The sequence below is a fragment of the Pseudonocardia charpentierae genome, from assembly GCF_031845345.1.
In the GTDB taxonomy this organism is placed as follows: Bacteria; Actinomycetota; Actinomycetes; order Mycobacteriales; family Pseudonocardiaceae; genus Pseudonocardia; species Pseudonocardia charpentierae.
Map to the genome: position 1 here is coordinate 137,597 of NZ_JAVREJ010000018.1, position 7,375 is coordinate 144,971.

A 7,375-nucleotide genomic window follows, 5' to 3' on the forward strand; every position below is an offset into this window, starting at 1 on the left:
CTTCTCCGCATGACCGCATGGATCGCCCTTTTCGCCGTGACCGTCCTGTTCACCCTGGCCGTGCGCCACGGCCGTTCGACAGAACCTCGGCTACCCCCTGGTTACGACGGGGATCGGCAGCTCGCCGAGCTGCACGCCCTGACCTCGGCCGCCATGACTGCGCCGCTGCCCTGACCCCGACTGCCACCTCCCGGTCCTGGTTCGGGGAGGCGTATCGCACCCACGGCCTTCCTCCCTCACGTGGCACCCTGGTTCACCGGGACGCGACGTCAGGGAGGGCCGTGGCACGACGGATGACGAAGGCGCAACTCCTGAGACCTCTTCTCGTAGCCGGCGTCCTCGCCGCCATGCTGGTGCTCCTCTCTCTCGTCAAGCCGCACCCGTCGTTGCCGCCCGCCCCCACGGATGTCCGCTGTGGCAGCTCGCTGATGCAGCCGGGAGAAGCCTGCGAGTACTACAACGTTCGAGCCAACGGCACGCGGGTCGCCGGTGGCGTCCTGCGGGACCACGAGGAGGCCAGGGAGGACACCAAGAACGAATGGCAGGAGGAGGTCGACGACGTCTTGTCCTCCGATCGCAGCACGAGGACGGTGAGCCGCAACCTCGCACTCGCCGTGCTCTGCATCGGAGCCGCGGTCACACTCCTGCGCGTCGTCATGTTTTCCATCCACGCGCTGCGATCGCGACGGGCGACGTCACCGAACGACCTCTGAGCCGATCGGTTGGCCCGCGAACCCTCCTCACGCGGCCGCCAGGCGATCTTCCACTACCCGTCGTGCACAGTGGGGGCGTGATGACCACTCTCGTCCTGCGCCGCCTGCCCGTCACCCTGGCTGTCCTCGCCGCGCTGCTCGGCGTCACCGCCGGGTCGTGCGAGTCGCCCGCGCCGCCGGCCGCTCCCTCGCCGCCCGCGGTGACCTCGGTCCCCTCTGACGAGGACGACGTCACAGACAACACGACCGACGACGGGCCTGACGACACACCCGACGATGGGGATGCCACCGACGACCCGGGCGAAGACGCGCCCGACGACACGCCGGACGACTCCACCGACGGCTCCGCGGAGTCCGGCAACGGCTGACCGCCGCTCGGGTCCGACGGAGCGGACGGCGCCGCGAGCTGCGCCACGTCGTCTGGCCGTCGGCCACATAGCCGTGAAGCAGGACAAGGGCGGGTCCAGCGCCCGTACGTTCGTAAGCGGTGCGAAGACCGTCAACCATCACCGTGTCCATGGCGTTCCCTCACGATCGACGAACCTCGCCGTCGTGCCCTCGTCAACTGCCATGTTCTGCTCTTCGCCCCGAGCTTGCCGGATAGGCGGATGGTTCAGTGCGCGTTCGCGTAGACCGCCTGCTCGAAGCCGACGAGTAGTTCGACTACTTGCTGGTCGAAGAACGGCAGCACCTGGGTGAAAAGCGCGGCCCCGAGTCCGCTACGGCGATCTACCCAGAAGTAGGTGTTGAACATTCCGGCCCAATTGCCGCTCCCGGCGCGCCGCATGCCCTCAAGGTCCTCCTGCACCAGATGGAAGCCCAGGCCCCAGCCCCGCCAGACAGGCAGCGACGGTACGTCGTTGAACATCTCCGGAACGAACGATTTCATAACCTCGGGCAACGGAAGTCCGCCCAGACAGTCCGTGAACGCCAGATTGACGGTCTCGGAACGCAAAATCCGCGCACCGCCAACGGAGCCTCCTGCCAAGAGCATCGACATGAACCGGCCGTAGTCGGTCGCCGTCCCGTAAGAGCTGGTACCGGCCAACAGGATCTCGGGTGACGCCGGAAGCTCGAACCCGGAGAGAACCAGGGTGCCGTCGGCCTTTCGGGCGTGAACGGGCATCAGCCGCGCTCGCTGCTCCTCACTGGGGCTGAATGTCGTGTCATCCATTCCCAGCGGTTCGAAGAGGTGCTCGGCGAGGTACGCGTCGAGACCCTGGCCGCTCACCGCCTCCAGCGCCTGGCCGAGCCAATCAGTATTGACTCCGTACTGCCATCCTGTGCCGGGATCGAACAGCAGCGGGGTGTGGATACCGGCCTTCGCTCCGCTCAGCACGTTGGGCGTGCCGGTGACGGCGTGGTATCGCAGCAGGTCCTCACTGTTGAACCAGTACCCGTGACCCGCGGTGTGGTTGAGCAGCTGGCCGATGGTGGCCTGCGTTGCAGGTGGACGCAGTCGGGGTTGGTCATCGTCGAACCCGTCGAGGACCTGCAGGTCTGCGAAGTCGGGCAGGATCGACGCAACCGGCTGCTCGAGCTGCAGGCGGCCCTGCTCGACGAGCTGCAGCACTCCCACGCTCGCCAGTGCCTTGGTCATCGACGCGTTGCGGAACATGGTGTGTGGGGTGACCGGGCCCGGGTCCTCGACGCTGCGTCGCCCCGCCGCGCCCTCGTACAGCAACCCGTCGCGACTCACGACAACCGCCACGACGCCGGGCACAGACCCTGATGCCACGCCGTCTTTCAGCAGCTCATCGATGCTCTTGTGATCCAGAATGGTCATTCCGCCCCCTTGCGGTCTTCACAGGCCCTCGGCGCGTCCGCGTCCGGGCGGCGGTGTGGGTGCGCCACCAACCCCGGCGATGCCGCGACAGCGCGTGGGGCTCGCGGTCTGCAGCTGACTGAGAAGTCGAGGCTCCCGGAGCCCCCTCCGCTCCGGGTCCCCCGCGACGTGCTTCCGCCGCTCAGGCCGGGGTCACGTTCTGGTTCAGGTGGAACAGGTTGTCGGGGTCGTAGGTCGCCTTCACCGTGCGCAGCCGCCCGTAGGTGCCGCCGTAGTTCGCCGGCGCCCGCTCAGCGTCGTCAGCGGACATGAAGTTGACGTAGCCGCCCTGTGTGCCCGAGTAGGGGTGCACGGCGGCGTAGTAGTCGCGCACCCAGCGGATGACGGCCTCGTCGCCGGCCGGATCGGGCCAGAACGCCGCGATGTTCATCGCGTACCGCGCGTCGCGGTGCCCGAACGCCGTCTCCTCGGGACCGACGCGCGAGGCGGCGCCGTTGATCGGATATAGGTGCATGGTCGAGGACAGGGTCGGTACGCGTGGCCCGTGCTCGATATGTGCCGCGATCGCCGCGTCAGGCAGGTCCCGAACGAAGTCGGCCTTCCAGTACTGCCGGATCCCCTTCGGGACCAGGGCGTCGAAGGCCGAGTTGAGCGCGGGGTAGGGCATCGGTCCCACGAGCTCGGCCTTGACCTCGGCGGCGTCGCGGAATGGCTTGATCATCTGCTCGCCCTGCTCCGGTCGTCCGCTCCAGCAGGTGACCATTGCGCAGAACACGTCGCCGTGGCGGTCCTCCGGGATGAACGGCAGCGGCGGAGCCGTCTGCCAGGCGAAGAATGCACCGAGCTGTTCGGGGGCCTCCTGGATGTAGTCGTCGTACGCCCGCATGACGGCGGGGGTGTCCGCGACCTCGAAGAACATCGGGCCGCCGTAGATGGTCCCGACATCGTGTAGGGCGAGCTCGAGAGACGTGACGACTCCGAAGTTCCCGCTGCCCCCGCGCAGCGCCCAGAAGAGGTCCTCGTTCTCGTACTCGTTCGCAACGAGGATGCGCCCGTCCGCGGTGACGACCTCCGCACTGACCAGGTTGTCGCACGACAGACCGCAGCCACGGGTGAGGTAGCCGATGCCACCGCCCAGGGTGAGCCCGCTGACCCCGGTGGTCGAGATGATCCCTCCGGTCGTGGCGAGGCCGTAGGCGTGGGCGGCGTGGTTGAAGTCGCCCCAGGTGGCGCCGCCCCCCGCGCGGGCCGTGCGCTTGGTGCGGTCCACGAACACGTTGTTGAGCAGCGAGAGGTCGAGGACGACTCCGCCGTCGCACGTGCTGAACCCGGGAACGCTGTGGCCGCCGCCCCGTATCGCGAGATCGACTCCGGCCTCGCAGGCGTGGTTCACGACCGCAACGGCGTCCGCGGTGGCCGCGGCCCGGACGATGAGCGCCGGCCGCCGGTCGTGCATGCCGTTGTGGACGCGGCGCAGCTCGTCGTAGCCGTCGTCGCCCGGCTCGATGACGGGCCCGCGCACCTGTTCGCGCAGCTCGGTGATGGTGGTCATGATCCCTGCCCCTCGGTCGGTGCCGAATTGGCACGATGCCGTGGGTGCGTTCCCGGATCGTTCCCGATCACAGCCCGCTGCGAAGCTCCGTGAGCGTCGCGAGCGCCCGGTCGCGCAGCCAGGGCGATTCGAGGGCGACGGCTGTGTCGACGGCCTGTTGCGCAGTCCGCGTGCCGCCGGTCCGATCGCCGGAGAGGGCGAGCAGCTCGGCGTCGATGCGCAGGAGCTCGGCGAGCAGGTAGCGCTGGCCGTACTGGTCGGTCCACTGGAGCGCGTCTGCGACGACCGCCCGCCCGGCGGCCGGCTCACCGGCTCGAAGGAGGCCGCGGGCCAGCAGGCTGAGCCCGAGTGTGAGGGCCAGCGGCTGAATGCGCCGCATCCGTTCGGTCGCCCGGCGGATCGTGGCGAGACCCCGGTGGTCGCCCGCGCGGACGTCGCGCCACCCGCTGAGGAGGTCGGCGATGGTCGCGAAATAGTCAATGTGCATCGCGGAGGTGACGGTGTCCGCGGCGGCGACCGCGGCGGCGAGGTCGTGTCCCTCGGGCTCGAGTGCGGCGAGTATCGCCTCGAAGGCGCGGACGTAGCCGACCGTCATCGGGTTGTCGAGCTCGGTGGCCACGCGCACGGCCTTCCGCATCGTTCGGTCGGCGTCGGTGGGCCGTCCGCGGAAGAGCTGCGTGAGCGCCAGCCGCGACAGGCATACGCCCAGTGGATCCTGGGCGTAGCGTTCGACGTGCAGCGGTGCGTCCTCGATGCGGTACAGATCGACGGCGGCAAGGAGGTGCCGTTCGGACGCGGCGAACGTGCCGCGCCAGAACTGCGTCACGCCAAGCACGTAGTCGCCCTCGACGCGCGCGGTGCGGTCGCCGTCGCCCAGCGCGATCAGCTCCCAACCCAGTTCCTCCGCCAGGTCGAACCGACAGGTGACGACGGCGTGCAGGGCGAGGCCGCGCAGCACCGACGGGCCGGGCCGGCGGCCGAGCCGGCGGTGCAGGGTGAGCGCTCGCTCGTAGCAGCGGCGTACCTCAGGGACCCCGTACCCGCGGCGCGCGACGAGCGGTACGCCAATCGCCGCGAGCAGGCGCAGCTCGACCTCGTCGCGGTGCTCACCGCGCGGCCACTCGTTGAGCAGCCGGAGGGCCCGCTGCAGCAGGGCGATGCAGGCGTCGAGCGCGAACAACCGGTAGGCGTGCTGCGCCGCCCGTTCGTAGGCCTCCAGCGCCCGCCGGCCGAGACCGGCCGCATCGAAGTGGGTCGCGAGCCGGGCGCTGACCGGGCCGAGATCGTCCGCATGCTGCAGTTCGATGGCCTCGGCGATGCAGCGGTGCAACTTCCGGCGGCGCGTGGGACTGATCGACCGCAGCACGCTGTCCCGCAGCCGGTCATGGCTGAAGTCGTAGGCGCGACCGCGATCGCGCACGACGTGCACCCGCCACAGCTCGTCGAGGTCGTCGGCGATGTCGTCCTCGGTCCGGCCGGCCGCCATGGCGAGTACGGGCGCCGAGAACTCTCGGCCGATCGTCGCTGCCACCTCGGCCAGGTCCCGCGCGGCCGGGGAGAGACGGTCGAGACGTGCCGTGATCACGGCGTGCACGGTGGGAGTCAGCGCGACATGCGCCGGCGCACCGGAGCCGAAACCCGCCCGGACCGCCTCGACGATGAACAGCGGGTTGCCGTCCGTCTCCGTCCACAGCCGGACAGCGTCCCGAGGCGGGAGCGCCCGTCCGGCGACCAGGGCGGCCATCTCGGCGGTCGCGGCCCGGTCCAGGGGGCCGAGAGCGATCGTTGTCGGGGCGAGGTGGCGTCGCCACCGGTCGAGCACCTGCGCGCCGGCTGCCTCCTCGTCCCGAACTGTGACCGCGACGAGGATCGGAGCCGCAGGAGAGCTGCGTACGAGGATCTCGCACAGCTCGACCGTGTCCGTGTCGCACCACTGGAGGTCGTCGACGACGAGCAGCAGCGGCCGACCTGCGGCCAGCAGACCGCGCCGCACGGCGTCGAGGAGATGGTGCCGACGTCCGGGGTCCGTGGCCGGCGGCGCGACCGGGAGATCGGGATATGCCAGTCGGAGTTCGGGCAAGAGCCTGGCCAGCTCGGTCAGGCAGGCCGGGCCCACGGTGTCGAGGCATCTGGCGACGGGCCTGGACCGCAGCCAGTCGATCACCGAGCCCCACGGCGGCCGGCTAGCCGCCTCGTAGGCGCGGCTGTACGCCACGGCGTCGCCGTCCTGGCCCACCCGGCGGCCCAGCTCCTCCACAAGGCGGGACTTGCCGATGCCTGCCTCACCGGCGACACAAAGCACGCCGGCGCGGCCCCCCGACGCCGCCCGCCACGCGTCGTGTGCGGCCCTCCACTCCGCCCTTCGGGCGACCAGTGAGGTAACGCCCTCCTCCCGGCCGGCTCGCCGCAGCCGATCGGCCAACGCGGCGGTTGCCGGCTCGGGTGCCATGGCGAGTTCACGGGCCAACCGCGCTGCGAGGCAGTCGTACGACCGCAGCGCCTCACTCCGCTCGCCTCGCCTGCTCAGAGCCTGCATCAGCAGCCGGCAAGCCCGCTCGTGGAGTGGCTCGATCTCGAGCAGGCGCCGGGTGTGCACGAGGACCTCGACGTCGCGACCACCGGCGGCGGCCGCGTCCGCGACGTTCACGAGTGCCTCGACGGCCAGGCGCCGCAACCGCTCGCGCTCCGCGACGACCCACTCGTCGTCGCAGCCCGGCAGCAGCTCGCCGCCGTAGCTGCTGATCGCGGACGCCAGATCTCCGCGGGCCAGCGCGTCGCGAAACGCGACGACGTCGACCGACACGGCCGGCCCGGTACTCCAGCGGACTAGAGATCCACCGGTCTCGATGACGTCCGACGGCCCGGGAATCGATCGGCGCAGGGTGTGAAGCAGCTTGCGCAGATTGGTCCGCGCCTGAGCGGCATCCGAATCCGGCCACAGCTCGCGTGCAAGCTGCTCGCGGGACACCCACACATCAGCTTCGAGAACCAGCCGCGCCAGCAGACGCGTCATGCGCGGGGTGGCGAGAACGGGAACGACGTGCCCGTCCACCGCGCCTCCGACCTCGCCGAACAGCCGAATCGCGACGTCCACGCGTCCGGCACCACTGGCCGGCTCGACGACCGTCGTCGTCACCACCCCCGCCCTCCGCCGATCGGGCGTCCGCTCCCGAGTGGACTCCTCGTGCGGACTCCGTCCTAGACGAGTAAGTCCTAACGGCGTGCCTGCCCGGGACGTGGCAGGAGGGTGTTGAAGATCCGTTTGTGACGACAGACCTCAACACCCTCCTAACCGCACTCTATGTGAAGATCGACGACTGGCTG

At 70.1% G+C, this 7,375-nt stretch carries 6 protein-coding genes; 3 read left to right on the forward strand and 3 right to left on the reverse strand.

The window, feature by feature from the left end:
* Window positions 1–9: 9 nt before the first annotated feature.
* The 3 genes from RM445_RS23330 (at window position 10) to RM445_RS23340 (ending at window position 1,081) form a co-directional block, all read left to right on the forward strand.
* Window positions 10–174 carry a hypothetical protein gene (locus tag RM445_RS23330; RefSeq protein WP_311558967.1) on the forward strand — a complete coding sequence of 55 codons (165 nt, stop codon included), beginning with the start codon at window positions 10–12 and terminating at the stop codon, window positions 172–174.
* A gap of 107 nt (window positions 175–281) precedes the next feature.
* Window positions 282–713, forward strand: coding sequence for a hypothetical protein (locus tag RM445_RS23335; protein WP_311558968.1), 432 nt, complete (start codon window positions 282–284; stop codon window positions 711–713).
* A gap of 77 nt (window positions 714–790) precedes the next feature.
* Window positions 791–1,081, forward strand: coding sequence for a hypothetical protein (locus tag RM445_RS23340; protein WP_311558969.1), 291 nt, complete (start codon window positions 791–793; stop codon window positions 1,079–1,081).
* A gap of 245 nt (window positions 1,082–1,326) precedes the next feature.
* On the opposite strand, the gene RM445_RS23345 is transcribed toward RM445_RS23340, so the two are convergent.
* The 3 genes from RM445_RS23345 to RM445_RS23355 form a co-directional block, all read right to left on the reverse strand.
* Window positions 1,327–2,499, reverse strand: a complete 1,173-nt coding sequence (locus RM445_RS23345; RefSeq protein ID WP_311558970.1) for a serine hydrolase domain-containing protein — start codon at window positions 2,497–2,499, stop codon at window positions 1,327–1,329.
* A 181-nt stretch (window positions 2,500–2,680) separates the two neighbouring features.
* Window positions 2,681–4,051, reverse strand: a complete 1,371-nt coding sequence (locus RM445_RS23350; protein ID WP_311558971.1) for an FAD-binding oxidoreductase — start codon at window positions 4,049–4,051, stop codon at window positions 2,681–2,683.
* 67 nt (window positions 4,052–4,118) lie between these two features.
* Window positions 4,119–7,190 carry an ATP-binding protein gene (locus RM445_RS23355; protein ID WP_311558972.1) on the reverse strand — a complete coding sequence of 1,024 codons (3,072 nt, stop codon included), beginning with the start codon at window positions 7,188–7,190 and terminating at the stop codon, window positions 4,119–4,121.
* Between the last annotated feature and the right edge of the window lie 185 nt (window positions 7,191–7,375).